At 62.9% G+C, this 25,831-nt stretch carries 27 protein-coding genes; 15 read left to right on the forward strand and 12 right to left on the reverse strand.

The annotated features are described in order from the left end of the window. Positions 1-395: 395 nt before the first annotated feature. Positions 396-1,415 carry a pseudouridine synthase gene (locus KBX19_RS09440; protein ID WP_305083815.1) on the reverse strand — a complete coding sequence of 340 codons (1,020 nt, stop codon included), beginning with the start codon at positions 1,413-1,415 and terminating at the stop codon, positions 396-398. Here KBX19_RS09440 and KBX19_RS09445 point away from each other — a divergent pair. The 4 genes from KBX19_RS09445 to KBX19_RS09460 all read left to right on the forward strand — a co-directional run bounded on the left by KBX19_RS09445 (position 1,414) and on the right by KBX19_RS09460 (position 3,652). Continuing rightward, positions 1,414-1,560, forward strand: coding sequence for a hypothetical protein (locus KBX19_RS09445; protein ID WP_005287921.1), 147 nt, complete (start codon positions 1,414-1,416; stop codon positions 1,558-1,560). The two genes, KBX19_RS09440 and KBX19_RS09445, sit on opposite strands and share 2 nt — an antisense overlap. A gap of 58 nt (positions 1,561-1,618) precedes the next feature. Then, positions 1,619-2,515: a universal stress protein gene (locus KBX19_RS09450; protein WP_255998623.1), complete on the forward strand. Its 897-nt coding sequence runs from the start codon at positions 1,619-1,621 to the stop codon at positions 2,513-2,515. Between the two features lie 147 nt (positions 2,516-2,662). Further along, positions 2,663-2,929 carry a GlsB/YeaQ/YmgE family stress response membrane protein gene (locus KBX19_RS09455; protein WP_255998625.1) on the forward strand — a complete coding sequence of 89 codons (267 nt, stop codon included), beginning with the start codon at positions 2,663-2,665 and terminating at the stop codon, positions 2,927-2,929. A gap of 105 nt (positions 2,930-3,034) precedes the next feature. After that, a complete protein-coding gene (locus KBX19_RS09460) occupies positions 3,035-3,652 on the forward strand; it encodes a TetR/AcrR family transcriptional regulator (RefSeq protein WP_370687017.1) in 618 nt (205 codons plus the stop codon). Here KBX19_RS09460 and yidC read toward each other — a convergent pair. Together yidC and KBX19_RS09470 are read right to left on the reverse strand one after the other, a co-directional pair. After that, positions 3,588-4,778, reverse strand: coding sequence for a membrane protein insertase YidC (gene yidC, locus KBX19_RS09465; RefSeq protein WP_255998629.1), 1,191 nt, complete (start codon positions 4,776-4,778; stop codon positions 3,588-3,590). The genes KBX19_RS09460 and yidC overlap by 65 nt on opposite strands. 80 nt (positions 4,779-4,858) lie before the next feature. Continuing rightward, entirely contained in the window at positions 4,859-5,935 is a 1,077-nt protein-coding gene (locus KBX19_RS09470; protein ID WP_255998631.1) for an SGNH/GDSL hydrolase family protein, read from the reverse strand. A 51-nt stretch (positions 5,936-5,986) separates the two neighbouring features. Between KBX19_RS09470 and KBX19_RS09475 the strand changes: the two genes are divergently transcribed. Together KBX19_RS09475 and KBX19_RS09480 are read left to right on the forward strand one after the other, a co-directional pair. Then, on the forward strand, positions 5,987-7,243 hold the full coding sequence (locus KBX19_RS09475; RefSeq protein ID WP_255998633.1) for a sensor histidine kinase: 1,257 nt from the start codon (positions 5,987-5,989) through the stop codon (positions 7,241-7,243). After that, on the forward strand, positions 7,240-7,878 hold the full coding sequence (locus tag KBX19_RS09480) for a response regulator transcription factor (RefSeq protein ID WP_005287943.1): 639 nt from the start codon (positions 7,240-7,242) through the stop codon (positions 7,876-7,878). The genes KBX19_RS09475 and KBX19_RS09480 overlap by 4 nt, the downstream gene beginning before the upstream one ends. Positions 7,879-7,902: 24 nt before the next feature. Here KBX19_RS09480 and KBX19_RS09485 read toward each other — a convergent pair whose 3' ends face one another. Continuing rightward, positions 7,903-8,538: a DUF6474 family protein gene (locus KBX19_RS09485; RefSeq protein ID WP_255998635.1), complete on the reverse strand. Its 636-nt coding sequence runs from the start codon at positions 8,536-8,538 to the stop codon at positions 7,903-7,905. 57 nt (positions 8,539-8,595) lie between these two features. Here KBX19_RS09485 and KBX19_RS09490 point away from each other — a divergent pair, with 57 nt between their 5' ends. Continuing rightward, positions 8,596-10,113: a TM0106 family RecB-like putative nuclease gene (locus tag KBX19_RS09490; protein WP_005287949.1), complete on the forward strand. Its 1,518-nt coding sequence runs from the start codon at positions 8,596-8,598 to the stop codon at positions 10,111-10,113. Here KBX19_RS09490 and KBX19_RS09495 read toward each other — a convergent pair. From KBX19_RS09495 to KBX19_RS09505, 3 genes are all read right to left on the reverse strand, one after another. Then, a complete protein-coding gene (locus KBX19_RS09495) occupies positions 10,070-11,293 on the reverse strand; it encodes an MFS transporter (protein WP_255995821.1) in 1,224 nt (407 codons plus the stop codon). The genes KBX19_RS09490 and KBX19_RS09495 overlap by 44 nt on opposite strands. A 284-nt stretch (positions 11,294-11,577) precedes the next feature. Then, positions 11,578-12,180, reverse strand: a complete 603-nt coding sequence (locus KBX19_RS09500; protein ID WP_005287955.1) for a superoxide dismutase — start codon at positions 12,178-12,180, stop codon at positions 11,578-11,580. An 89-nt stretch (positions 12,181-12,269) separates the two neighbouring features. Further along, positions 12,270-12,614, reverse strand: coding sequence for an HPP family protein (locus tag KBX19_RS09505; protein WP_255998638.1), 345 nt, complete (start codon positions 12,612-12,614; stop codon positions 12,270-12,272). A gap of 258 nt (positions 12,615-12,872) precedes the next feature. Here KBX19_RS09505 and KBX19_RS11395 point away from each other — a divergent pair, with 258 nt between their 5' ends. After that, positions 12,873-13,439, forward strand: coding sequence for an ABATE domain-containing protein (locus KBX19_RS11395; protein WP_255998639.1), 567 nt, complete (start codon positions 12,873-12,875; stop codon positions 13,437-13,439). Between the two features lie 42 nt (positions 13,440-13,481). Beyond that, entirely contained in the window at positions 13,482-14,123 is a 642-nt protein-coding gene (gene msrA / locus KBX19_RS09515) for a peptide-methionine (S)-S-oxide reductase MsrA (RefSeq protein WP_255998641.1), read from the forward strand. 9 nt (positions 14,124-14,132) lie between these two features. Here the strand turns inward: msrA and KBX19_RS09520 are convergent, their stop codons facing one another. Beyond that, positions 14,133-16,076, reverse strand: coding sequence for an alpha/beta-hydrolase family protein (locus KBX19_RS09520; protein WP_255998643.1), 1,944 nt, complete (start codon positions 16,074-16,076; stop codon positions 14,133-14,135). Between the two features lie 142 nt (positions 16,077-16,218). Here KBX19_RS09520 and KBX19_RS09525 point away from each other — a divergent pair, with 142 nt between their 5' ends. From KBX19_RS09525 to KBX19_RS09540, 4 genes are all read left to right on the forward strand, one after another. After that, positions 16,219-17,010 carry a glycerophosphodiester phosphodiesterase family protein gene (locus KBX19_RS09525; protein ID WP_255998645.1) on the forward strand — a complete coding sequence of 264 codons (792 nt, stop codon included), beginning with the start codon at positions 16,219-16,221 and terminating at the stop codon, positions 17,008-17,010. Positions 17,011-17,024: 14 nt separating this feature from the next. Then, the gene (locus KBX19_RS09530) at positions 17,025-17,939 is read left to right on the forward strand and encodes a DUF5926 family protein (protein WP_005287969.1); all 915 of its coding nucleotides are present in this window, start codon (positions 17,025-17,027) and stop codon (positions 17,937-17,939) included. A gap of 164 nt (positions 17,940-18,103) precedes the next feature. Further along, positions 18,104-18,736, forward strand: coding sequence for a DUF2335 domain-containing protein (locus KBX19_RS09535; protein ID WP_156774795.1), 633 nt, complete (start codon positions 18,104-18,106; stop codon positions 18,734-18,736). A gap of 74 nt (positions 18,737-18,810) precedes the next feature. Beyond that, entirely contained in the window at positions 18,811-20,241 is a 1,431-nt protein-coding gene (locus KBX19_RS09540) for an amino acid permease (protein ID WP_370687019.1), read from the forward strand. Between the two features lie 12 nt (positions 20,242-20,253). Here KBX19_RS09540 and KBX19_RS09545 read toward each other — a convergent pair whose 3' ends face one another. After that, positions 20,254-21,702 carry an LCP family protein gene (locus KBX19_RS09545; RefSeq protein ID WP_255998647.1) on the reverse strand — a complete coding sequence of 483 codons (1,449 nt, stop codon included), beginning with the start codon at positions 21,700-21,702 and terminating at the stop codon, positions 20,254-20,256. Between the two features lie 363 nt (positions 21,703-22,065). Next, positions 22,066-22,842, reverse strand: a complete 777-nt coding sequence (locus KBX19_RS09550) for a CPBP family intramembrane glutamic endopeptidase (protein WP_255995816.1) — start codon at positions 22,840-22,842, stop codon at positions 22,066-22,068. Positions 22,843-22,867: 25 nt separating this feature from the next. On the opposite strand from KBX19_RS09550, the gene pheA reads away from it, so the two are divergent. Beyond that, the gene (gene pheA / locus KBX19_RS09555; protein ID WP_255998649.1) at positions 22,868-23,791 is read left to right on the forward strand and encodes a prephenate dehydratase; all 924 of its coding nucleotides are present in this window, start codon (positions 22,868-22,870) and stop codon (positions 23,789-23,791) included. Then, entirely contained in the window at positions 23,792-24,433 is a 642-nt protein-coding gene (locus KBX19_RS09560; protein ID WP_005287992.1) for a histidine phosphatase family protein, read from the forward strand. Here the strand turns inward: KBX19_RS09560 and KBX19_RS09565 are convergent. Together KBX19_RS09565 and KBX19_RS09570 are read right to left on the reverse strand one after the other, a co-directional pair. Beyond that, entirely contained in the window at positions 24,430-24,777 is a 348-nt protein-coding gene (locus KBX19_RS09565; protein ID WP_255995813.1) for a metallopeptidase family protein, read from the reverse strand. The genes KBX19_RS09560 and KBX19_RS09565 overlap by 4 nt on opposite strands. Beyond that, on the reverse strand, positions 24,777-25,823 hold the full coding sequence (locus tag KBX19_RS09570; protein WP_255995812.1) for a septum formation family protein: 1,047 nt from the start codon (positions 25,821-25,823) through the stop codon (positions 24,777-24,779). Before KBX19_RS09570 ends, KBX19_RS09565 begins: the two co-directional genes overlap by 1 nt. Positions 25,824-25,831: the final 8 nt, after the last annotated feature.

Genomic DNA, 25,831 nt, shown 5'->3' on the forward strand with positions numbered 1-25,831 from the left:
CCAGCACACGCACACACCACCCCGGCACAACCCGACACCGTATCAGCAGCGCAAGCAGACACTACCGCAAATAACACGCGCACACGGGCCGAAGAGTCCTCCGCATGGGCCGAAAGCACACGCTGAATCACCAACGACCTGTCGTCCGGTAACCCAAACACCATTGGCAGATTGGCCTCAGTTCTGGGTATGTTTGGGCTGCTACTCGTTGTTCTAGACAACTTCGCTCAGTTGGACAGATGGAACAACAAGGGTGCTGCTGCCGGTAACGGAAGCTAGCTCCCACTAATTGGACATCGGGTCGTAGGAACGCGGAGTGTGTTGCGGCAGCCTTGATCGTCGCTTGCCCACCGCCCTTATACGGTCAGCTTCTACCGCTTAGGTACCAGGGCGCACTATCTGTCTTCACCCACTTTTTGCTTCAGCCCCGGAATCGCTTGTCCCGAGAACCCTGGTGCAGTGAAGGTTCGCTTCACGCCGGTTAGGGGGTCGGTGAAAGCGAGCCCGACGGCCGCAAGCAGCATTGGCCGGGAGAAGTCTTCAGCAGACGCTGGAAGTAGCTCCGGATAGACAGGATCCCCGTGAATAGGAGCGCCGGCAGCGTGCATCTGCACTCGGAGCTGATGGGTGCGGCCCGTTACCGGCTGTAAGAGATATCGGGCAGCACCTCCTTGCAACGGTGTGATGTCTGTGACGTATGTGAGTGAGTTCGGGATGGCATCTACGGTGATGGACGACGCCAGCTCACCCTCCCGCTTCACAATGTGGTGCTCCCATACCAATGGCGAATTCGCTGACGGACGTGCGGGCAATGACGGGCCGATGTCGTCGGCCACAGCCTCATAAAGTTTGGCGACCGCCCGCGACGCGAAGAGTTGCTGGTAAGCGCCCCGCACGGAGGCCTTTTTGGTGAATAAGAGAAGGCCGGACGTCATGCGGTCGAGGCGGTGCGCCGGCGTGAGTTCTTCGTTTCCCGTCGAACGGCGTAAGCGCACCGTCGCGTTTTCGGTGATGTGTGATGCCCGGGGCATGGTGGCCAGGAACGGAGGCTTATTCACCACCATGATGGCGTCGTCTTCGTAGACGACAGTTACTTCGAACGGCACGCGCGGCTCCGGGGCGGGGCGCCGGTAGAAAAAGACGTCCGTTCCTGGCGGTACTAGGTCACTGGGGGTGAGGGGGGTGCCGTCGATAAGCACGACCTCGCCCGCGGTGAAGCGGGATGTCACGGCGGACTCGTCGTCAAGCGGGTGGCGGTGGCGCTGTGTGGACACGAGATGCCAAATGAAGTCCCGGGCGACCCACGGCTCACCGTCCGGAACACGCGCTCGCGACGCGCCGAGGCCATCGCGCGGAGGTAAAGGTTTACGGTTCCTCTTCCCAACTTCTGTCACATGTACTAACTTATTCCCCATGAATATTGATGCAATTCTGGGCCAACTGACGGCTTTCTTCAGTGAAGGTATCGGCAAGACGATCAAGGATGTCCTGTGGACGATCTACACCATCCTCTTCCCGGCTAACGCGGAACCGGCCCGTCCGATCGAAATCCCCAAGTAAACCGACCCCCGCGGCGGTATGATGGGGGTGTCAGATAAGAACGAGGAAAGGCACCCTCATGAGCCGTGAAGATATGGTTGTCGTCGCCGTTGATGGTGGCGAGCCGTCGAACAATGCCGTCCGTTGGGCGGCCAACACCGCTAACAAGCGCGGCGTTCCGCTGCGTCTCGCGTCCTCGTACACCATGCCGCAGTTTCTCTACGCCGAAGGCATGGTGCCTCCGCAGGAGCTGTACGACGATCTGCAGAACGAATGCCTGCGCAAGATCGCTGATGCCCGCGACATCGCTCTCGAGGTCGCTCCCGACATCAAGATCGGGCACACGGTCGCGGAGGGATCCCCGATCGACATGCTGCTGGATCTGTCCAAGGAATCCACGATGATCGTCATGGGTTCCCGTGGTCTGGGCGGACTGTCCGGCATGGTACTGGGTTCAGTCTCCGCCGCAGTCGTGTCTCACGCTTCGTGCCCGGTCGTGGTCGTGCGCGATGACAACGCGGTGACGGAAGATACGAAGTACGGCCCGCTTGTCGTCGGTGTCGACGGCTCCGAGGTCTCCGTCAAGGCCACTCAGGTCGCCTTCGAGGAAGCGCAGGCCCGCGGTGCCGAGCTCATCGCGGTGCACACCTACATGGATAATTCCTCCCCAGCCGCCGGCGCGATCGTCACCGAGGATCAACTGCAGCAGGTGGATCAGCAGCGGGCGAAGAAGCTTGAGGACGCATTGTCCTCCTTCTCTGCTGAGTTCCCCGATGTCGCAGTGCGCAAGGTGGTCACCCGCGACCGGCCGGTGCGCGCTTTGGTGGAGCAGGCGCAGGGCGCCCAGCTGCTCATCACCGGTTCCCACGGCCGCGGCGGCTTCAAGGGCATGCTGCTCGGCTCCACCTCGCGGGCGTTGCTGCAGGCCGCGCCCTGCCCAATGATGGTTGTGCGCCCGGAGAAGTTGCCGAAGTAAACCGGGGCAGGGTTGCAATGGCAGCCAAACCGTTATGGAACCGTGGGTTTTCTGTTGCCCACGGTTTCGCCTTTGGGGGCATACTAGTTTTCGGGCATAATGGTTTATGTCCGAAATTTAGAAATCGCTAGAAAGAGGGAAATTATCATGGGAATTGGGTTTAGTCTCTTGGGCTGGATCGTCTTTGGTGGTCTCGCAGGATGGATCGCTTCGATGATTATGAACCGCGACGCGTCAATGGGCATTCTCGCTAACATCGCGTGCGGTGTTGTCGGTGGTCTCGTCGGCGGCGGTCTTATGTCCTTGGTCATCGACATGGAGTCGAAGGGTTGGCTCTTCAGCTTCCTGACGTGCATCTTGGGTGCGGTCATTGTTCTGTGGGTTGTCAACAAGGTCACGGCTACTCGTCGCTAATCGCCGAGTCGCAGATGAGCTCCCGCCCATATTGGGCGGGAGCTGTTTCGTGCTCGGGCGGGCAAACCTTTGAATGGACGTACCGGTTTGTCTATATTGAGACAGGTGAGCAAGAAACAGCCGGCATCGCGTCGCCGCAACAGGCCCAGTCCCCGTCAGCGCCTGCTCGATGCCGCCACAAAATTGTTCACTGAAGAGGGCATCCGTGTCATCGGTATCGACCGCATCCTGCGTGAGGCGGATGTGGCGAAGGCATCGCTGTACTCGCTGCTGGGGTCGAAGGATAACCTGGTCATCGCGTACATCGAACGGCTTGATTCGCAGTTTCGTGATCGCTGGGTCGAGCGCACTTCAATGATGATCGATGCCGACGAGAAAATTCTCGCCTTCTTCGACATGGCGATCGAGGAGGAGCCGGAGAAGGATTTCCGCGGCTCACCGTTTCTCAACGCTGCTGCCGAATACCCGCGCCCGGAGACAGAGTCAGAACGCGACATTGTCGCCGCGTGCCTAGAGCACCGCCGCTGGATGCACTCCACAATGACGGAGCTGCTCAACCGGAAGAACGGTTACCCCTCGGAAACGCAGGCGAACCAGCTGCTCATCTTCCTTGACGGCGGGATGACGGGTGCGCGCGTGAGCCGGACCGTGGGGCCGCTTATGACTGGTCGGGATTTGGCGCGTCAGATGCTGTCGGCTCCTCCGGCTGACTACTCAATTTAGAGCCGGTTTTCGCTTCAGCCTTCGCTTTTTCCCGCGCTTTCTTCCGTTCCTCCATCTCTGCTTTGCGCATGTCGGAGCGGACTTTGCTCTTTTCTTTCTTGAGGCTTTTCTTTTCCGCTTTTTTGTCCTTGAGTGCCTGCTTCTCCGCCTGCTTTTCTGCCTTGATGGTGCGGCGGACCTCCGGGAGCGTCGACGGGTGGGCGAGTGCCTGCAGGTTGCGGCTGCGGCGGGAGCGCTTCGCCTCCTTATTCTGCGCGTCGGTGCGGGCTTCCTCGACGTGTTCAAGGTGGTGCGGCTCGAGCGGGTACTTGCGGGTAAGCAGGTACCACATGATCGCTGTCTGGCACAGGGTCCACAGGTTGCTGATGAACCAGTACATCAACAACGCAATGGGGATCAGACCGGTCATGCCCACGAAACCGAGCATGACGGGTATCAGCAGCATGAGCCACCACATCAAGTCGTAGATGCGCACGGCCATGCGTTCGTTCCAGTCCATGTGCACGCGGCTGCGCAGCTGGGAGACGAACATGTTGAAGGTGGTGAAGATGATCGCGAAGATGAGCAGCGGAATGGCCACTGCGCGCACGTCGTCGCCAGTAGTGCCCAGCGCCGCGAACTGCTCCTGGCTCATGGACACGTACGCCGGCAGCGGCACGCCAAGGAAGGACGCTTCGAGGAAGCCGGCAATGTCATCAGGGTTGAGCAGGCCGATGTCGCTGCCCGTGCGGCCGTTCTCGGGGACGGACATCCAGATGAGTAGGCGGTACAGGCCCAAAATGAACGGCAGCTGCACCAGCGGCGGGATGCAGCCGGACAGCGGGTTGTACCCGTACTCCTTGTTCAGTTCCTTCAGCGCCTTCTCGTGCGCTGTGATGTCGTCTGGCTTTAGGGAGGCGCCGTAGCGTTCTTCGAGCGCGATTTGCTCAGGCCGCATCATGAGCATCTTGCGGCTGGATTTGAACGTCGACCAATAGGACGGGACCAGCAGACCGCGCACGGTGAGCACGAGAAGGCAGATTGACAGCACCCAGGCTGTGTCGGGAGCCACGTTGAACACATCCGCCAGCAGCCAGTGCCACAGCTTCATCACCGCGGACACCGGGTAGACGAACGCTTCGAGCATGCCTCACTCTCCTCTACGTACCGAGGGTTGATTTTAGGCCATGCCCACGACGGCTCCTAAAACTTCGGTGCATTGGTGAACTACAGTTTCGCCAAGACATCCGCGATCGCTTCGGCCATTTGTTTCTGCCCGGTCGGTGTCGGGTGCACGGCAAAGGAGTCGGTTTCCTCACCGGTCAGGTCGGTCCAGCGCTCGCTGGCCGGCGCGCAGACGGAGTGGAAATCCGCGTTCGGGGGCATGACAAACAGTGCGCCGTTGCGCACTGCGGCATCGCGCACCATTGCGTTCATGGTCACGGTCAACCCGGCGGCCCAGTTCAACGTGCCGCTGGGCAGATCCGTCGTGCGCTCGCAATCGTCCTCCATGGACAGCAGCGGCATGTAACCGGTGGTGATGATCGTCGCGTTCGGGGTCTTCTCGTTGATGCGTGCGTAGATCGCGTCGAGGCGTTTTGGCAGGTCAACGAGGGCGCGGGCGGTGTCGTCGTACAGTCCCTCGTCGCAGTCTGCCTCGCCGCGGTCCTCGACCATGCCTGTGATGCAGCGGCTCCACGGCCCGAAGTGGATGTCGTTGCCGCCGATCGACAGCGTGATCAGGTCCGTATCCGGTTCGAGGGCTTCGATCTGGGCGGTGATGGTGCTTGCGCCAGCATCCTCGGTCGTGGTGGGAGAACTCATGCTGCTTGTCGACGTCGCAGTGCTTGTCGACGAACTCTCCGTCACCGTCGCCGCACCCGTTGCGGTGTCTTTGACCTCTGCGTCGAGGACGGGGGCGGGGATGTCTGCGCCGGTGATGTCGCGGTCGGACAGGATGTGCTCGGTGGTGGAGCCTTGGCAGGTCGCATCGGTGAAGCCGCGCTTGGCATTGATGCCGCTGTAGAGTTTCGCCAGCTCGTGCGGGTAGTTGTCTTCGCTGCGGGCGCAGAAGGCGGGGCCGACGAATGGCCCGGAGGCGGACCCCATCGCAGCATACGAGTCGCCGAGGGCCACGTAGTGGGTGAAGGAAGATGGAAGGTCTGTCGGGTCGGCAGTGACGGTCACGGTGGTGGGCACCTCGACCGTGACGCGCTCAGACGCGGCGTCGCCGGACTCGGAGCAGCCTGCAAGAAGAAGGGGAATCACGGCGAGAATGGCGGCCAGCACGCGACGGGATGTCATGTGCATCATTCTAAGGCTAGAAACGTGGAAGCTCGGGGTACGCTCTTGCGCATGGTCTCCACGGTATCTGCGGAAAGCGGTCGGCCCGACCGGGTCGCCGGGCTGCCGGACAACCGCGCCCTGGACACGGGCATCGCCGCGCTGACAGTGGCGTTGCTACTGGTCTCCCTGGGCGGGGTGTTCCGCATGCACATCAGCCAGGCGGTGACCCTGGTTTTGCTCATCATCACCTTCGGCGGGATCTACTCGTTCGGTGTGTTGCAGATGCGCCGCTGGAACGCCATCGCGCGGGTGCTGTGGATGCTCGCGCTGACGGCCGTGTGGGTCGCGGCGATGTTCCTGACCCCGGTGGCCGTCTACTGGGTGTTCATCCTGTTCTTCCTGTTCATGCGCGCGTTCAATGGCTGGTACGGCGTGGTTGGCGTCGTCGGGGTGTTGGCGATCTCCATTCTCGTGCAAATCCCGGATGGGCTCACCCTCGGCGGGGTGATGGGTCCCACCGTCTCGGCGCTGGTGGTCATCATGATCACGTACGCGTTCAAGGTCATTGCCCGGGTGAGTGCGGAAAGGGAGGCGCTCATCCAAGAACTCGTCGATACGCAAGAAGCACTCGCACTCAAAGAGCGCGAGGCGGGCGTGGTTCAGGAGCGCCAGCGTCTCGCGCACGAGATTCATGACACGGTGGCACAGTCGCTGTCGAGTATCCAAATGCTGCTGCACGCCGCTGAACGCGATCTGATGAGCACCGGGCTTGAGCGCGAGGAACTTGCCAGCCCGCTGCGCCGCATCGAAGTGGCTCGACATTCTGCGTCGGACAACCTGGCGGAAACACGCGCGATGATCGCGGCGCTCACGCCGGCGCCGCTGTCGGAGACCTCGCTGCCGGAGGCGCTGGAACGGATCGCGGGATCGTTCGCGCAGGCCGGGGAGATGGACATTACCGTCGACGTAGACGGTCAGCCGCGTCAGCTGCCGATGCGCGTGGAGGCGGGACTGTTGCGGATTGCGCAGGGGGCGGTGGGTAACGTCGTCAAGCATTCGGGCGCATCGATGGCGCGGGTGACGCTGACGTTCGCACCGGATGAGGTGCGGCTAGACGTCGTCGATAATGGTCAGGGGTTCGATGTGGATGCGCTGCCGGAGCGTCCCAGCGGGCTCGGCCACCTCGGGCTCGACGCAATGCGCACCCGTGCCCGGGAGTTGGGCGGAGAGCTCATCATCGAGTCCGCGCCGTCAGGCTCCACGGCATTGTCGATCGTGGTGCCCGACGGTGATACTATCAATCGAAAGATTGAGGAGGAAGAATGATTCGTGTCTTGCTTGCCGACGACCACGAGATCGTCCGCCTTGGCCTGCGCGCCATCCTGGAAGAGGCTGACGACATCATCGTCGTGGGGGAGGTGGCGACTGCTGAAGGAGCTATCGCCACAGCTCAGGCAGGTGGAATCGATGTCATCCTCATGGACCTGCGCTTCGGCGCGGGCGCGCAGGGCGCGCGGGTGACCACGGGCGCGGAAGCCACCCGCGAGATCCGCGCCTCCATGGAGAACCCGCCGAAAGTGCTCGTGGTGACCAACTACGACACCGACGTGGACATTCTCGGCGCGATCGAAGCCGGTGCTGTCGGCTACCTGCTCAAAGATGCCCCGCCCGCCGAGCTGCTGGCCGCTGTGCGCTCCACCGCCAAGGGCGACCAGGCCATGTCCCCGATGGTGCGCGACCGCCTGCAAACCCGCGACCGCACCCCGCGCTCCTCGCTCACCCCGCGTGAGCTCGAGGTGCTTCAGCTTGTCGCCGGGGGCTCCTCGAACCGCGAGATCGGCCAACGCCTCATGCTGTCAGAGGCGACCGTGAAGTCCCACCTCGTCCATATCTACGACAAGCTGGGCGTGCGTTCACGCACGTCAGCAGTGGCATCGGCGCGTGAACAGGGAGTGCTGTAACTCGCAAGCTCGTTACAGCAGGGATTAGCGGAGGGTCTTTTCCTGGATCTCCGCGGTCAGTTTGTTGATGTCGCGGTCGATCGTCTCGTGAGCCAGGCGTCGCTGCGCGTCGTTCATCTGCTCGACATTGTTGACGGCGGCCTCGATCTCGTCGCAACGCACCTCGACATCGCGGCGGAAGTCGTCCTTGAGCGCGTCGTTATTCTGCGCCTGCGAACGGATCGCCTGCACGCGGCCCTTGAGCTCAGCGCCCTGGGTGGAAAAACGCGCCATCTCGTTGGCGGTCAGGCCAGCGGCACGTGCGCGGTCGTTGACCTTGTTCTGCTGGTAGGTGGTCAGTGCGCGGTAAGCGAGCGGGATGAGGATCGGCAGCAAAATGCGCGACGCACCGACCCACTGCTTGGCCTTCTTCTTGGTCAAGCCAGACTCCTGGATCTTCTTCAGCTCGTTCTTGGCCAGATTCTGCTCGTGCTTGCGCTTGCGCTTCAGGCCCTGCTTTTCCTCTTTCAGCAGGCGCTTTTCAGCCTTGTCCAGCAGCTTGGCCATGTGTTTGTCGTTTTTGGCTTCTTCCTTAGCCAGCTGGCGCGCTTTCGCCTCAGCGGCCTTGATTTCAGCCTTGGTCTTCGCGCGGGATTTGCGGATGGTTTCGAACAGTCCCATGAGTATCTCCTTAAATAACTTGTCCGGTTCAACTTTACCCATCTCTGGCCGTTAGGCTTGGTTTCCGTGAGCGAGGAAACGTCTTTGGTGCGGGCGAGTGACCTTGTCGGTTGCCGTTACCGCCTGCGCCAGCGCATCGCCCACCCCGAGATTCCGCCGCTGCCTGAGGCGGAGCGCCGCCAGCCGCTTATCGACGCCGGACGCGCCGCCGCATTCACCCTCTTGCCTGTCCGAAGAGCCATGGGGGATGGCCGCCGTAAACCCTTCTCGCGCATCGACATCGATCCCGCCGCAGATGTTTTCGCGGCAGAAGGTCACACCCGCGCAGCGCTGGCCAAAGGCGCCACCTTGATCACGAACGGCGCTTTGACCGGGACGATCGACGGGGTGCCGGTGGTGGCGGAGATCGACATCCTCGCCCGTCTTGAAGATGGGACCTACCTGCCCGTGGTGATTTCCAACCACCGCGTCGCCCGGTCGCGCCCATCGGCGACGCTGCGGTTCATCCCCACGCGCCGGTTGGGCCTGGGTAAGCCCCTTGAGGTCCGTGCCAAGCTGCGGCACCACACTATCGACGGGTACCGCGCTGCGCTCGCGCACATACTGCTTGACGACCTCGGATACGCCAGCGGGCAGGCCGCCGCCGTCGGCCAGGACCGCGAACGGGCCTACCTCACTGACGTGACCCGCTATGAGGAGGCGCTCCGCACCGCTCTTGCTTTGCCCACGCCCGACCGCCCGGTGCGCCTGAAACAGTGCGCGACCTGCCGGTTCTGGGAACTGTGCGAGCCGGAGTTGCTCGCAATGGACGATATCTCGCTCGTCTTTCCCGGTCAGCGCGCCGAACCGCTGCGTCTTAAGGGCTTGGAGACAGTCCAGGCCGTTATGGATGCTGATCTTGGCGAGTCCTCCCAGATCGCCCGCGCGTGGCGCGCCGGGATCCCAGTTCTCGCCCGCGACGACTTCGCCCCGCCTGCAGAACTGCGGGCTGATGTTGAAGTGGACATCGACATGGAGGCCTACCTCGACCAGGGTGCCTATCTGTGGGGCGCGTTCGACGGTCAGACGTACCGCGCCTTCTCTACGTGGGAAGAGGTCGGCCCGGATTCCGTGGCCGAGGAGGAGAACTTCGCGGCGTTCTGGAACTGGCTCATGGGCCTGCGCGCTGCTGCTCACGCCGAGGGAAAGGCATTCCGGGCGTATTGCTACGCGGCTGGTGGGGAGAACCACTGGTTGATGGGGTCGGCGCGGCGGTTTGCGTCGATAAGCGAAAACGAAGTCCGCGACTTCATTGCTTCCGACGAGTGGGTCGACGTGTTCACGTGGGTGCGCCGCTTGCTGGTGGGCACGGACGGGCTAGGGCTGAAAGTGGTCGCGCCCATTGCCGGGTACGAATGGGCCGGCGATGTGGACGGGGAAGAGTCAGTGGCGCTGCGCCGTGAAGCGCGCACCGGGGACATGTCCGCGCGGGCGGCGCTGGAGCGCTATAACGAGGACGATTGCCGTGCCACTGCCGCCGTGCGACGGATGCTTATGGCTGGTGCGCCCGGGGTGCCGCGCCTTTCTTCACTGTGAGCGCGAGCCACACTGCGATCGCCGTGAGCGCCACGAGGAATCCAGCGACGACCCCGATGAAGCTCGGCCAGTCGAGGTACTGGAAGAGCCAGCCCGTCAACGCGCCGAGTGCCGACGATCCGACGTAGTAGAAGAACACGTACCCGCTCGAGGCTTCCGCCCTGTCGCGAGTTGCCACTTGGCCCACCCAGCCGGACGCCACCGAGTGCATGGCGAAGAAGCTGGCCGTGAACAGCAGCAACCCGACGAGCGTGACCCACAGGTTCGGGCTGATGAGGATGAGCGCGCCGATGAGCATGAGCACCGCGGTGATCACCATGACCCGGCCGCGCCCAGCGCGCTGCACGTAGTTGCCCGCGCGTGCCGACGACCATGTGCCCGACAAATACATCACGTAGACAAGCCCTGCCAGCGCCGGCGGGAGCCCGAAGTGCTCGATCGCCCGGAAGCCGAACATGTTGTAGACGGAGACGAACATGCCCATGCCCAAAAACGCGCAGGCGTAGAGGGCCACGAGGCGCCAGTCGGTGAGGTGGCGGGCGATAGCTGTCGCCTCGCTGGAGAAATGCAGCGGTTTCGGCTCGAACTGCTTCTGGTTAGGCAGCAGTGCCCACATGATGCACGCGAACGTCAGAGCCGTGACCGCCCCGGCGAACAGGGCGGTGCGCCAGCCTGCGACCTCTAAGGTGAACGCGGGAACAAGGCGACCGATCAGCCCGCCGATCGAGTTGCCTGCCACGTACAGCCCCATCGCTCCGGCGGAGTCCTCGGCAGCGATTTCCTCCGAGATCCACGTCATCGCCACTGCCGGGGTGCCGGCGATGAGGCAACCCTGGATAAAGCGCATCGCGATGAGCTGCCCGCCTGTTTGCGCCAATGGCAAAGCAAGCCCGAGCGTGGTGGCGAGCAACGCTGAAATGATGAGCACCCTGCCGCGGCCGAACCGTTCCGAAAGGATCGACGCTGGCACGACGCAGAGCGCCAGTCCGCCGGTTGTTGCCGAGACCGTCAGAGCTGCTTGGCCCTCGGTCATGCCGAGCTCGTCAGTCAAGGTGGGCAGCAGAGCCTGCGTGGCGTAGAGCGAGTTGAAGATGGCGAGTCCCGCGAACAGCAGCGCGAACGAGGCGCGCCGGTACTCCGGTGTGCCTTTGCGTATGCCTGCTTGTCTGTCGGGTGCCATAGCTCCTATCCAACTACTCTTCGCCCAAGGGGTCTAATCCGGGCAGGTCAGGGCGTCGATAAGCAATTAAGCGCATTTAATGTTGCAAAAACCTTGCTTGTTTAGGTCAGCCTTACTTATAGTGAAAGGCGAGTTCGGAACTCCGCCGATCTCGTTGCGAAAATCAGGTTACGCACCCAGGCACCTCCAGCCCCGGGAATGCGTGAAGGGACCGCCACTTTCTGGGTAGTGGCGGTCCCTTTCAGCTTGAAGCGACTTTCGCGCTTCAAGCAGTCAAGCGATGGTTAGGCGGAGGCCTTAGCGTAACGCTCGGCGACATCCTCCCAGTTGACAACGTTCCAGAATGCCTTGGCGTAGTCAGCCTTGACGTTCTTGTACTGCAGGTAGAACGCGTGCTCCCACATGTCCAACATGAGCAGCGGGGTGAAGTCAACGGAAATGTTGCCCTGCTGGTCGGTCAGCTGCTGGATGATCAGGCGGCCAGCGATGTGGTCGTAGCCCAGCACCGCCCAGCCGGAGCCGTGGATGGAGGTTGCAACGCCCTCGAACTGCTTCTGGAAAGCCTCGAAGGAGTTGAAGTCGCGGTTGATGGCCTCAGCGATCTCGCCGGTCGGCTCGCCGCCACCGTTCGGGGACATGTTCTGCCAGAAAATGGTGTGGTTGGTGTGGCCACCCAGGTTGAACGCCAGGTTCTTGGACAGGGCGCGCAGCTTGTCCGGGTTAGCCTCGCCGTTGCGCTCCTCCTCGAGAGCCTCCAGGGCAGCGTTAGCGCCAGCGACGTAGTTCGCGTGGTGCTTGTCGTGGTGCAGCTCCATAATCTCAGCGGAGATGTGCGGCTCCAGAGCGTCGTACGCGTACGGCAGATCAGGAAGCGTGTAAACAGCCATTGTTCTACTACCTTTCGTATGGGCGATTGGCTTACGTGGCCCATGATAGGGAAATTTCCCAGGGTGGGGGTCTGGGCCAGTTTGGGCGATCACCAAAAGTACCTCGGGTACTCAGCTCCGTTGAGCCTATTTCCGGCCAGCCCAACGACGACAAGAACAACCGCGGCCAACAGTGCGAGGGCAACGAAACCCACGTTGGTATCCACGCTCACTCCGAGGACAGCAGTAGCCGCTGCGGGGGAGTGGGGCATGCGGGCGGCCATCATGGCTCCGAGAGCCAAGCCGCCAGCCAAAGCGCCAAGCCATAGGGAATCTCCGAAGAGTCCGACCAGAACTCCCACCAATGCGCTGAGGGTCTGGCCACCTACGACATTTCGTGGCTGAGCAAGGGGGAGATGCGGAACCCCCATGATCAAGGCCATGGATGCGGCCATGGGAGGAATGAGCCATGGATGCCCTGAAGCGGCAGTGAGCGCTGCGAGAACTCCTAGCGCTGCGCAGCTTGAAAGGGTTGAAACGGCAATGGTGCGGATCGGGGGGCGAGGCGGGGCTGCGGTAGTGAACATAGTATCTCCAATTAATGGCAAGGGCATTAGGGCGATCCCAACATTACTGGAATTAATGGGAATGCCATTAGTTATATTCACGTTAGTCTTGGCGTAGCGGTAGATTCCGCACGACAGGAGGGTGAAGTGAAGACTCAGTACGTAGTAGACGGCGCCCTAGTCCGCCCACTTGAGCCTGCGGCGACCCGATTCCTTAGTTCCCGGTTTTATGACGGCCGGGAGCTAGTCGATGCGTTGGCAACCAAGGAAACGGCGCGGAATTGGTTCAGAGCCATGTCGCAAGAGTTGGGCGTTGCGGACGTTGGTGGGATCGATGCTGAACAACTGGAACAGCTGAGGAGCGCAAGGGTTAAAATCTCGGAAGCTTACGATGCGGCACTAGCGGGCGACTCTCCGCGGGCGGCGAAGGCGTTTAATTCCCTCGCGAAAGAAGTGAACATTGCTCCGAGTTTCTCCGGAACAAGTGGAACCTTTGATGTGCATCTCGCCCACGGTGCTGACCGTTTAGATGATTTTCTGGCGGAGGTCTTCCTGTCTGCAGTTGATGTGCTCACCGAACCGGAGTTTTCCAGACTGCGAAAGTGCGACGGGCCTCATTGCGTTCTCTATTTCACCCAACTGAGGAGTGGACAACAGTGGTGCAGCAACACGTGCGGCAACAGGGCACGTGTCGCTCGCCACTCCCGAAAGTAGCTGGGCGGGAATCTTCCGCGGCACACGGCCGTTATGAAAGACATGGCATTCTTCTTCGGACGCACCCCTGAACTCACCGACCCGGAACGGGCTCTGCCCGGCCGCCCGGACCCGGTCCTGAACAACCCGCGCCCGCACGCTGTGCTGGGCACGCCGATCACCGGCCCGTGGCGTGAGGGACAGAAACGCCTGTTCATCGGCATTGGCTGCTTCTGGGGTGCAGAGAAAATGTACTGGGAGACCCCCGGTGTGGAGTCCACGTCCGTCGGCTACGGCGGCGGCGTGACCCCGAACCCGACCTACCGCGAAGTGTGCAGTGGGGCCACCAACCACGTCGAGCTGGTGGAGGTCGTCTACGACCCGGAGCAGATCAGCCTGAAGGAACTGGTCAGAATGGCGCTCGAGGCGCATGACCCGACGCAGGGCTACCGCCAGGGAAATGACGTGGGCACCCAATACCGCTCCGCGTTCTACACCGATACTGAAGAAGAGGCGGAGCAGACCCGCCAATGGGTGACCGAATACGGCAAACAGCTCGAGCAGGCCGGCTTCGGCGCCATCACCACAGAGGTCGCGGCCGGGCAGGACTATTACCTCGCCGAAGACGAGCACCAGCAGTACCTGCACAAAGTTCCGAACGGCTACTGCCCGCACCACTCCACGGGCGTCGCCTGCGGAATCTAGTTAGCGCCTTTAGCTCGGCGCGCCAGAGACATCCGTGAACGCCTGCCGCGCCGACTCGGCAGCCTGTCGGGCGCTCTCCTTTGCCGCAGAGGCAGAGGTGGCACGGATGCGGGTGGAGTCCTTGTGGATCCACTCGGAAATCGCCGCCAGCTCCTCGTCAGAGAAGCCGGCATCCAAGACAGCGTTCCAGTAGGCCACGGTCTCATCGTGGTACTGGTGGCCGTGGCCACCGGGCGGGTCCTGGGAGGTCAACTGGTCCACACCGATCTGCCACCAGGTGATGAACGGCACCCAGCGCATGTTCTGCAGCGTGTCCACGTGCATGGCTTCCGGTGCGCGCTCGCCGCGGGAGCCCGGCTCCTTCAACCAGTCGGGCGCCTTGAACAGCAGCGTCAGATCCCACCAGACAATCGGGTCGGACGCGTGCTGGGCGAAGACCGCGCGGGGGAACTCCCACTCGTTGTCGTACTCGGAACCGTCGAACGTCTTCTCCAGGTGATCGGGGTGGGCAGTGAAGCGCACGCTGCGGCCACCGTCAACAACCGGCACGCGCTGCGGGGAGCCCTCGTCACGGTTCTGGGTCAGCTGGGCGTGGGTCTTGGTAAAGCCCGGTGCACCGGTGAACACCCCGCCGTCGACATTGGCGCGGAACTCCTCGAGGTTCTCAAAAGCGTCGGCAAGCCCGTAGGCGCCGAGCGATTCGCCGCCGAGGTACAGCTTCGGCCGCTCGTCTTCCGGCATGGCGTCGATACGCTCCTTCACCGCGCCAATGAGAATCTTCGCGCTGCGCACCGGGACCTCGCGGTCAGAGGCGTAGGAGTAGGCCGACGGCATGAACGAGTACTGAATCGCCACGATGGCGCTGTCACCGCGGTTCAAGAACTCGAACCCGGAGGTGTGGAAGTCATTGATCCAGCCCGTGCCGGCCGACGACATCACAGCAATGGACTTCCGCGACCACGCATCAGTGCGGTCCATCTCGCGCAGCACCATTTTGGCCTGCTCCTCCGGCGAGCGGTCCTTCAAACCGATGAAGATGCGGATCGGTTCCTTCACCTCGCCGCCGAGCACCTTCTCTAGATCGGCCGAGCGCGGCCCGCCCGCGACCACTGCGCGGCCCTGGCGGCCCAGGTACTTCCAACGTTCAAGAGAGGCCGGAGAGCCGGAGCGTTCCTTCTCCCGCGGCTTGGTCGCGCCGGGGAGGAATTCGCGGTTGAGCTCGTCGGCGTTCTGGTAGGCTTTGCTCAGCACAGCCCGGACGACCACCTTGTCGGTGAGCAGCAAACCGGCCGCGCCCAGAGCGGTGATCGCCAGCGGCCATGATGCTGCAGACGGCAGAACACGGCCGAATTCCTTGTTCAGCTGATCCACGGTGACCTGGATGCCTTCACCAACCAGCAACAGCACGCCATAACCGATGGAGCCGACACCAATGCCAGCCAAGGTCTGCAGCGGTCCAAGCTTGGTCTCGTTTTCTACGAGGCTTTCGTGCTCGGGACGTCGATAAGCAGCGGTCGCGTACGCGATGACCGTAGCCGCGCCCATGACCAGCTGCACTGGCACCGCGGTGCGCTGACGGAAGCGGCGCGGAGCCTGCCAGCCGACCGACTCGCTGGCGTTGGCCACGAAATTCGCCAGCCCAACACCAACCGAGTGCCCGGCTGCCTGGCAGCCCGCAACATTAGCTGCGGTCACCCACCATGGGTGAGGCAAAAGAGAAGGAGAGATGGCTAACCACGTCGCGGCTTCGGCCCCGATGATGCCCGTGGCGAAGTTGTCCGGCAGGCGGCGCAGACCCGCCATGCGCACCACCGGCGTGAGGTCTGCGAGGAGCTGAACTGCATAAATCGGGACACGCACCGCGTGGTTGCGGCGCGGCCACAGCTCCTTCACCGTCGACGTGAGGCGGTCGCGGAAGGACCCGAGAGAATCCTTGAGTGGCTCAACCATCATGCGGTCCATTGTGACAAAAGATACTAACTCGAGGTGAACTCTCAGTAATCTTTGCGGTAATCAACCGTCTGGGGGTTCGCCCACAGCGCGCGGAGGCCTATTGTCTTCCAGTGGTATACGTTGCGTTCGCTGGGAGATCCTTTTGACCACCGTCACTGACACAGCTCTAGTGCCCGTTAATAAAGACCCGAAGATTGTCGCCCACCGCGGCATGAGCGGGCTCTACCCCGAATCCACGCTCCGGGCGTTCGAAGAAGCACTCAAGCTCGACGGGGTGCACGGCATCGAAGCCGACGTGCGCCTCACCCGCGACGGCAAACTGGTTGTCCACCACGACAACTTCATCAACCGCACCTCCACCGGCGCGGGGCGCGTGGCCAAAATGGACTTCGATGAGCTGCGCCAGTTCAACTTCGGCACCAAAGAAGACCCGCAGCAAATTTTGCTTCTCGACGAGCTTCTTGACCTCCTCGCCGACTATCCCGATAAGCATTTCTACATCGAGACAAAGCACCCCACCCGCTACGGCCCCGAGGTAGACGAGCAAACCGTGCGCACCCTGTGGCACCGCGGGATGAAGGAAGACCCGCGGATCCACCTCATCTCTTTCTCTCACGCGGCGATGCGCTACTTCGCCCAGGCCGTGCCGGACCTGGAGACCTTCTACCTGTTCCGCCTGTTCGAGCGGAAGTGGAACAAGAACAACACCATGTTTTCTCGCCCCTACGGTGTCGGCCCGGCCCTGGCCCACCTGCAGGGCAAGCCGGAGCTGCTCGGTTTCCGGGGCTTACGCACCTACACCTGGACGGTGAACCTGCCGAAGGAAATGCTGTGGTGCCGTGAGAACGGTGTGGACGTCTTCGCTACCGACTTGCCGCAGCTCGCCGTGGACACGTTCAAGCGCAACCCGGTCACGCCGGCAGCCGTCGGGTAGTTAGACTAAGCCGCATGGCCAAGAAGAACCGCAAGAAGGACCAAGACCTGCCGGAGGGCATGAGCCGCCGTCAAGCCAAGCTCGCTGCCCGCGCCGCCGAGCGCGAAGCCCTGGCAGGTGACCCCCGCCCGTACAAGGACTTCGCCGCTGAGACCGATCTGGTCGCACTGCAGGAGTTCGTGCCCGCCGCCACCGCGAAACTGGATGTGAACGGTACTCCGGTCACGCTGGCCACTGTGCTGCCGGGCGCTGGCGCCGCGTTGGTCCGCTCCGAGGATGAGGGCGCTGAGCGTCTCGTCGCTCTCCAGGTCCAGTCCCACTCCGGCAACCCCGCCCGTGACCTCGCGTACGCCCTGAACTGGGTAGTCAACGCGCAGCCGGGTGAGACGCTCGGTTCCACGGCAGCAGACGGTTCGCAGCCGGAGCTGACTTCGCTTATCGACGCTTCTACTGACCTCGACATCACCGAGCACTCCGACTTCAACTGGTGGTTCCCCTCCGGCGCCGGCATGAACATGCAGATCCAGCAGGCACTGCAGCGGGCAAACGACGCGATCATGCCGTCCACCAAGGTCGCTGCCGACGTTCCGGGTTCGGTCTGGTGGGTCAACCCCGGCGGTGGCAAGGCCCACATCCGCTGGGTCCGCCCGGAAGATGACGAGCGCGCCATGCTCAACGCCCTGGCCCGCATCGCCGCCCGCGGCGAGCTGAACCTGGGCGAGGGCACCAAGTTCGCCGGAACTTTCCGCACCCACGGCCTGCTCGTGCCGGTGTTCGACCTGGACCCGTCCGTTGCCGCTGACTCCTACGGTGAGGCATTGGCGGCAGTGAATGCGGCGATTGAGAAGGAGTACACCAATTCCGCCCAGCTCACCGCCGACGAGCGCAAGCAGCTGGAGAACATCAAGTCCCGCCAGGTGACTATCTAGACCCTGTCCGAACAGACGGGCATAAGTAGGCACCTAATCCGTTCAATAGATTGCAGGGGCAGCGAGAGTTCGTTGCCCCTGCAGGTAGAAACCAGCGGTACGGCAGATTTCAATCTAAAATGTAGTGCTTATATAGCGTTAAACGATTCGAAGCGGGAGGAGTGATGGAAGATGACAACCAATTACCTGAGTCCGAAGTCGGGGCGGAAGGTGATCGCGAGAACGAACACCGGAGAGGAAATCTACCTGATCGAAGCCCCCGCATCAGGGGAAGTCGTGCGCGAGGCATGGAAGCAGACCGGGACGTCGATGAAGAGGGCCATGAAGCGGCACCAGTCCCAGACGAAGCGGTAGAAGGCGAGATAGTTTCCGGACCTTCTGGCTACGAAAACCCCAGTTTCTCTGCTGTAGTTGAGCATTCGGGCCCCCTCCCTCCGGTCGCTGCTTTTCGTGGATACGACGAAGTTCTACCTGGGTCGGCCGATCGCATTCTCCGCATGGCAGAGGAGGGTGTTGCGATTCAACGCGTGCAAGTGGAATCAAACGCGGAGATTCAGCGTGCGGTGGCAAGATCGATCGACGGAAACACCCAGCGTTCTAATCGGCAGCAGGGGATATACACTGCCCTAACGATCCTCATCGGTGTTGGAGCTTTCCTCCTGGCTTGGTTCGATAAGCCGGTCCCAGCGGTCTTTATGGCGATAGTCGCTTTCACCCCAGTGTTTCTCATGTTTGCTGCTCATAAGAAAGAACCTCCTATCGTTCCGGCGGATTCACCGCAAGAGTCGGAAGGCTAGGCTCTAAACCCTTTTTAGGGAGCGTTTTCTCCCCCGACCGGGGGCGGGCTTAAGCTCAGCGTGTGTCTGAACCTGTGTCTTCCCCCTCGTCTGCGCAAGCCCTTACATCTAGGACCAAGCCGAAGGGCTTGAACACGCGCCACCTCAACTTCATCGCCCTGGGCTCGGCTATCGGCACCGGCCTGTTCTACGGTTCATTCGGCGCCATCCAAGCGGCCGGCCCGTCTGTGCTGCTGGTCTATCTGCTCGGCGGTGCCGTGGTGTACTTCATGCTCCGCGCCCTGGGCGAGATGGCCGTGCGCCACCCCGTGACCGGCTCCTTTGCCGAGTACACGCGTGCGCACTTAGGCGGCGTCGCAGGCTACCTGACCGGCTGGATGTTCGCCTTCGAAATGGTCATTGTGGCGCTGGCGGACCTGACTGCCATCAGTGTCTACATGAGCTTCTGGTTCCCGGATGTCTCCCGCTGGGTGTGGATCGTCACCGCGCTGCTCATCGTCGGGGCCGCCAACCTCGCCAGCGCGAAAGCATTCGGCGAGCTGGAATTCTGGTTCACCATCATCAAGGTCGGCGCGGTCATCGCCATGATCGTCGCTGGCGCGGCCGTGCTCACCTTCGGGCTTTCCGACGCCGCCACCGGCCCGGCCAACCTAGTCAACGACGGCGGGTTCTTCCCCAACGGTTTTGAAGGCATGGTCGCCTCCTTCATCCTGGTGCTCTTCGCCTTCGGCGGAACCGAGATCATCGGAGTCGCCGGCACCGAGGCGGCCGAACCGAAGAAGGCGATCCCGCAGGCCGTCAACGCCGTGCCGGTGCGCATCCTCATCTTCTACGTGCTGTCCATCCTGGTCATCTTGATGATCAACCCGTGGCGCACCATCACCGGCGAGGAGTCCCCCTTCGTCCAGATTTTCTCCGTTCTCGGCGTGAACTGGGCGGCCAGCCTGCTCAACATCGTGGTCATCACTGCCGCTCTGTCCGCTATCAACGCCGATATCTTCGGTGCCGGCCGCGTGCTCACCGGGCTGGCCAAGCAGAAGTTCGCGCCGTCGATCATGGCGAAGACCGTCCGCGGCGTGCCCGTCATGACCACGATCATCCTTCTCATCGTCATGGTCGTCGGCGTCGTGGCCAACGCCCGCATTCCGGAGAGCGTCTTCGAGCTCATCGCGTCCTTGGCCACCTTCGCCACCATCTTCGTGTGGTTGATGATCCTGTTGGCGCACCTCGCTTCGAGGCGCCACATGACCCCCGAAGAAGCCGCCGCCCTGACCTACAAGACACCGCTGTTCCCCTACGGCCAGTACTTCGCCGTGGCGTTCATCCTGTTCACCTTCGGCATCATGCTCTGGCTCCCCGAGTTCAGGCCGGCCTTCTGGGTCGGCATCGCCTTCAGCGTCATCGTTGTCGCCCTGTACTACCTCACCGGCCGGCACAATCTCCCCGGCGTGAACGATCACACGCCCGGGGCGACACCGGAGGAGCTGGAGCAGCGGGCGTCGTAAAGCGCATGCTTTCTAGCGCAACTTAGCGAAGAGCTCTTGCGCACCCACCTCGTCCCAGATGAGCACGCTGCCCACCTCGGAATCGGCGAACTGTCCGATGGGGACAGTCTCCGTTTCCACGCCCGAGCGCAGCCCCAGCGCCATGCGCGCGAGGTGCCACACGTGGTCGCCCTCGCCGACGATGAGCAGGTCCGTTCCGCGCAACGCCATCGGCACCAAACGGAACGGGTTGAGCAGCACGCCCGGTGAGACCACGCGCTTCATCAGTGCACTCATGAACTCGCGCTGACGCTGGACACGGTCCAGATCGCCCATCGCCGTCGCGCGCGTGCGGACGTAACCCAGCGAGGTCGGCCCATCCATCTTCTGGCAGCCTGCCTGCACGTCCAGGTTCGCCAACGGGTCCTGGATCGGTTCGGACGGGCATAGCTCCACGCCGCCCACCGCGTCCGTCAGCCCCGCGAGACCGCCCATGCCGATTTCCGCGTAGTGGTCGATGCGCAGGCCCGTGGCCTGCTCCACCGTCTCCGTCAGCAACTTCGGGCCACCGAACGCGAACGCCGAATTGATCTTGTCCATCCCATATCCAGGAATCTCCACGTAGGAGTCACGCGGGAGCGACACCAGCGTCGGCTTTCCCGTGGCCGGCAAGTGCATGAGCATGATCGTGTCCGTGCGGCCCTGACCAATATCGCCGCCGGTTCCCAGGCGCTCAATGTCTTCGTCGCTCAAACCCTGGCGGGAGTCCGAACCCACAATCAGCCAGTTCGTGCCTGCTGTGTTGGCCACCTGGTTGTCCGGGAAGGCATCTACGCGGGTCAGGCGCGTATCCACGAAGAGGGTGCCTGCCACAATGAGAACCAGTAGCAGTGTCAGCGCCGTCGGGATGCAGCCCCGGAGCCGGGGCATGCGCATCCGCGGGCGCCGGTGCTGGCGGGGAGGCTCGTACGGTTGGTCACGTCGTTGTGTTGGCCTTTGGCCCGGCCGCTGTCGCGGCTGGTTCAGATCGCCCGGTAGGTCATCGCGGTAACGCTGCGCGTTTCTTGCAGGGCGGTTCGGACGGTCTGCTGCTCTTTCCGCCGACTGCGGCGAATGGTGCGGAGTCTGCCGAGGCTGATACCCCGTCTCATTCGGCAAGTACTGGCGCGGCCGGTCCGACTGGGCTGGTTGGGCTGTTCGGACTGGTCGCTCTGATTGACGTGGCCGCTCTGCTCGGTCTGGTCGCTCGGGCGAGGCTGGCTGCCGCTCGCGAGCCGCCCTGCGCACGGGCTCTTCGTCGCCACGGCCGACACCCCACTGGGTCTGGTTGGGTTGGCTACTGGGGTTCTGACTTGTTGCACGCTTGCGGATCGGACGGCCGTATCGGTCGATCAGCGGTTTGCCGTCCCGACCCACAACGAAGTCCCCGGGGTTGTCCCGGGGATCGTTGGAGTGTGGAGGTCTCGGCGGCGTTGTCGACATGGTGACTATCCTAAACGCTCACATCACATGTCCCAGCAATTCACACCAGTTACATTGGGAAGTTTTAGAAGAGTCCACGCTGCGGACTCCCTGCGGTTTTGTGATTGTTCACTCCGCATTGCGGAGTCCCTGCAGTTTTACAACCGAGGCCGTCCACCTTGCGGAGTGCAATCCGTCGAGTTCCGGAATACTGCTCGACCACATAAACCAAAGAGCATGCTTTTGACCTGCACGTTTACTTGAGCAGTATTCCGGAAACCAGCGAGCAGTATTCCGGCCCCCAACCTGTCGTCACCGGGCCCCGCAAATCCTGCGGAGTCCCTGGGGTTTTTTAGCTCGCCCGTCCGCGCTGCGGACTCCCTGCTATATCCCAAGCCAAGAGAGGTCGAGGAAAAGGTAGCCGATGTAGGCGACGGCGTCGATAAGGAAGTGGGCGAGGATCAGTGGCCAGACTTTTCCGGTGCGCGCGTAGAACCAGGCGAAAACCACGCCCATGACCACATTGCCCAAGCCGGCGGAAAATCCCTGGTAGAGGTGGTAGGAGCCGCGAAGGACAGCGGATCCGGCGATGGCACCCCACACGGGCACGCCGAGCTGGCGCAGCCGGGAGACAAACCACATCACCACCACGATCTCTTCACCAAAGGCGTTGGCGAAAGACCAGGCCAACAGCAGGGGCAACTTAGATGAGTCGGTGGCGGGGACGACCTCCGCCGAAAATCCGAAGTGCAAGGCGCCCACGTAAAGAGCCAGGCCAGGTAGGCCGATCAGTGCGGCTAACCCCGCGCCCCACGCCCAGTCGCGCCACCCGGGCCACCGCCACGCAAAACCGACATCAGAAGCCGAACCGGCACCCGACCCGACCGCAGACCCCGAGCCAGAACCCGAACCAGCCGGCACCACCGCCAACAAATACAGCGCAAGTAGCCCCCACGCGATCAAGGTTCCAGCGGATGCGAGCTGGAGGCCCACGTCGAGCCAGTCCAGGCGCGAGACGGAGTCGTTGAGGACGACCTGTTTTTGGTTGAGGGGGGTGGGGGAGAGCCAGGCGTCGATAAGCTTCATGGCTGCCTTGAGCCCGGACATGCCGAAGGTGACGGCGAGGACGATGAGGATCTCAAGTTTGAGCCGGGCGTGCATGAGAGCAACTGTAGGCTGGGGAACTATGACTGCAACCGTCGCGTATCTGGGTCCTGCGGGCACGTTCACCGAGGAGGCGCTGTGGCGTCTGGCTGAGCACATCGGCGACGTGGAGCCGCTGCCCGTGGATTCGCCGTCGGAGGCGCTGGGTGCGGTGCGCGACGGGCGGGCCCAGTACGCGGTGGTGGCCATCGAGAACTCGGTCGATGGTGCTGTGACCAGCACGTCTGATGCGTTCGTGGAGGCGCCGGGGGTGATGGTGTACCGCGAGGTGGAGTTGCCGATCAGCTTCGCCATCATGACGCGGCCGGGCTTCGAGCTCTCAGATGCCGCCCGCTTTTCGACGCATCCTGTCGCCCACCGCCAAGTCCGTTCCTGGCTCGGTGAGAACCTTCCCGGCGTGGAGTTCGTGGCCGCGAGCTCGAACGCGGCGGCAGCGCAAGCTGTGGCCGAAGGGCAGGCGGATGTCGCGGCGGCGCCGAGGAGAGCAGCGGACCTGTTCGGCCTGGAGGTGGTCGCCGAGGACATCGCGGACATGCGCGGTGCGCGGACACGGTTCGTGCTGGCCGGGCCGCGGGGCGTGCCGACGCCGCGGACCGGCGACGACCGCACCTCCGTCGTCTTCCAGCTGCCCAACGAACCCGGCACGCTCGTCGGAGCGTTGCAGGAATTCGCCTACCGCGGGGTGGACCTGAGCCGCATCGAGTCGCGCCCGACGCGCGAGGAAGCCAACACCTATAACTTCTACGTGGACTTCGTCGGCCACATTGATGATGTGCAGGTGGCGGAGGCGCTGCGGTCCTTGTGGCTGCGGGCGTCGAAGATAGCGTTTTTGGGGTCGTGGCCGCGCTTCGTCGATAAGCAAGAAGCGGTTGTGGACACGATCGAGGCCCCGGCTCGCCTGCGCGAGGCCGAGGACTGGGTCCGTGCTGCGAGGGAAGGGAACTAAATGCTGATTCTTCTGCGTCATGGGCAGACCACGTCCAATGTCGACCACAAGCTGGACACGCTTCTGCCGGGGGCGGAGCTGACGGAGCTGGGCCAAGAGCAGGCGCGCGAGACGGGGGAGCGCATTCTGGCTGAATACGATGTTGACCAGGTGATTTCGTCCCAGGCGACCCGCGCCCGACAGACTGCGGCCATCGCGTTCGGGGAGCGTTTCGGCGACATTCCCGCCGTCGAGGGGCTGCAGGAAGTCCACGCCGGGAAATGGGAGATGCACTATTCCTGGGAAGCGCACGACGCGTATCTGAAGGCGTTTCGCGGTTTTTACCGCCGCGACCTAGCCTCGGGGATCCAGGACGGCGACTCGCTGGAAATCTTCCTCGCCCGCTACAAGGGCGCGTTGCTGCCGTTCGCGGAGCAAACAGCCCAAGGCGTGACGACGGTTGCCGTCTCCCACGGCGGCGCCATCCGTGCGTTCACCGCCAACGCCTGCGAGGTCGATCCGACGTATGCCGAGCGGTCCTACCTGCCGAACTGCCAGTTCGTCGTGCTAGATCCGTGTGCCGGGCCGACCGGGGATCCCGTGGCTGATTTCGGCCAGTGGGGCATGGTGAAGTGGGCTGACTACGACCTTCCCGGCGCCTAGCCCCAGCCGAGGTGGTGCAGCTCGTGCTCCTCGAGGCCGAAGTAGTGGCCGACCTCGTGGAACACGGTGACTTTCACCTCGTGGCGGAGCTCGTCGAGGTCAGAACAGATCGCTTCGAGGGCATCTTTGTAGATGAACACTGCATCCGGCAGGAAGCCGGTGTGGTTGGCGTGCTGCTTCGGCAGCGGCACGCCCTCAAAAAGGCCGAGCAGACTCGGGTTGTCCTCGTTATAGGGCCTGGCCAGGATGACCATGTTGGTCATGTTGCGGGCGAAGTCCTCGGGGATCTGGTCGAGGGCGTCATTAATGAGGCCCTCGAACACCTCGTCGCTGACCGGCTCCATTACGGGGTGTCTTCGGTCGAGCTGGGGCTTTCGGATTCCTCGCGCAGCGGGCGGCGCTCCGGCGGGGGCTTCGGTGTCTCGCCGTCAACCTTCAGCGCGTCGCGGCCGTCCTTGGCGGAGCCGGTGATCTCGGCGAAGCGGTCGTCCTTGGCGGAGATCAGTCCGCAGTTGACGGAGCGGCTGCCGCCGTCCCATGCCTGGCTGTTGGAGGTTCCCCAGTACACCTGCAGGGTGGACTGGTATAGGTTCTCCTCCCCGCCGAGGTAGTTCTCTGCGGCCTTGGCGCACACGTCGCCCAAGTACTTGTTCTGGTCCTCGGTAGACGGGGTGCGGTCTTGGAAGACGGGGGCCAGGTCGACCTTCTCGGTGATTTCAATGTGGTGCGGGTCGGCGCACTCGACGGTCCGCAGCGTGTTGGCATCATCAGTGATCACACAAGTGCCGGGCTCCGCGACACGGGCCTGGTCCTGCTCGGCGGCGTGGCCGACGGTGAGGATCGGGGTGCCTTGGCTATCAGTTTCCTGCAGCCCGCACAGCATGGTGCGGTCGCCGCGCTCCCACGCCTCGACGGGCGGAAGAATCGGGGCGATGGAGTAGCGGCCCGACGGATCGTAGCGGCCGTTGAGGTAGCGGATGGATGCTGTCTGGCACAGCTCCTCGCGCAGCTGCGCCTGTCTGGTCGGGTTCGGCGGTGGCGCGTCCGGACCGAATTCCTGCGTGGGGTAGGTGTTCAGGTCTTCGCGGGCAGTGACCTCGAAGCGGTGCTCATTGTCGCAGGGCGTTTCGGTGAAACCGGAGATGGAGCCGTCCTCTTGGGACTCCCACGTCAGGCAGGCGCCTTGGTCGGCGGCGGTGAAGGCTTCGGTGTCATCGCCCTTCTTCGACGTGGACGACGTCTGGGAGGTGCCGTTTCCGTTGCCGTTGCCTGCCGCAACATCGAATCCGGTCGCGGCGGCGTAGGTGCCCATGCCTAGCGAGCCCGCGAGCGTGGCCACCAAAATGGTGCGCAACGCGGCCGGGGTCAAAGCGGATTTTCGTGCAGCCATACCCACTA

Source organism: Corynebacterium sp. CCUG 71335 (assembly GCF_024454075.1).
Classification (GTDB): domain Bacteria; phylum Actinomycetota; class Actinomycetes; order Mycobacteriales; family Mycobacteriaceae; genus Corynebacterium; species Corynebacterium genitalium.